The following is a 1,156-nucleotide window of genomic DNA, read 5'->3' as shown; positions in this document are numbered from 1 at the left end:
CGTACGGGTTCGGCACGAAGCGCTCCGCCGTCAGGCCCGGCTGGCCCAGGTAGCCTCGCGCCAGGCCTTCTCCTCCCACCCAGAGCTCTCCGGCCACGCCCACCGGCACCGGGTGCCCGCCCTCGTCCACCACGTACACGTCCGTGTTCGCGATGGGGTGGCCCAGCGGCATGGACTCCACCGCTTCTCGCGGCGTCTCCCAGGCCACGCAGTCGATGCACGCTTCCGTTGGGCCGTACTGGTGCACCAGCGTCGCGCCCAGCTTCGACACGAAGCGTCGGTGCAGCCCGACTCCCAGCGCCTCACCGCCGCAGAAGACGTACCGCAGCGCTTCGCAGTCCTCCACTCCCGCCGTCTCCAGGAACGTCCCCAGCGGCGCGGGCCCGAAGTGCACGTGCGTCACGCCGTGCTTCGCCACCGTCTCCACCAGGTACTCCGTGTCGCGCTGGCCTCCCGGCTTCGCCAGCACCAGCCGCGCTCCACTCACCAGCGGGGCCCAGACTTCCCACACCGAGATGTCGAAGCTGCTCGATGCCTTGGCCAGGAACGCGTCGCCCTCTCCCATCGGGAAGCGCTGCTGACGCCAGTGCAGGTGGTTGACGACGGCGCGGTGGCCCACGCCTACGCCCTTCGGCTTGCCCGTGCTTCCCGACGTGTAGATGACGTATGCCAGTCCGTCCGCTCCCGTGCGCGACTCGCTGATGCCCTGCACGTAAGGCGTTGCCGTCTGGAGCGCGTCCTCAATCAGGACCACTCGCGCGGAGGTCGCCGGCAGTTCCTGCGCCCTCGCCACGTGCGCCAGCACCAGTGCCGCGCCGCTGTCCTGCACCATGAAGGCCAACCGCTCCGCTGGGTACTCCACATCCAGCGGCACCCATGCGCCTCCCGCCTTCAGCGTCGCCACCTGCGCGATGACCAGCGCGGCGGACCGCTCCAGCGCCAGGCCCACCTTCACCTCCGGGCCTACGCCCCAGGCGCGCAACTGCGCGGCCAGCACTTCCGCGGCCTCGTTCACCTGCCGATAGCTGAGGCTCCCCTCTTCGCTGACGAGCGCCACCGCGTCCGGCGTCCTTGCCGCCTGCGCCTCGAAGAGGCCGTGCAGCGTCTCCGAACGCGGGAACTCCACGGCCGTCTGGTTCCACTCCACCAGGACCTT

General features: G+C 70.4%; 1 protein-coding gene. It reads right to left on the bottom strand.

What is annotated here, in order from left to right:
• Positions 1-1,156, bottom strand: a 1,156-nt coding sequence (locus ACLEQD_RS43880) for an amino acid adenylation domain-containing protein (RefSeq protein WP_410391866.1), incomplete at both ends; no start/stop codon positions are given.

Origin of the sequence: Corallococcus sp. 4LFB, assembly GCF_046520365.1 — a bacterium.
GTDB lineage: Bacteria > Myxococcota > Myxococcia > Myxococcales > Myxococcaceae > Corallococcus > Corallococcus caeni.
This window is presented reverse-complemented; position numbering and strand designations above follow the sequence as displayed.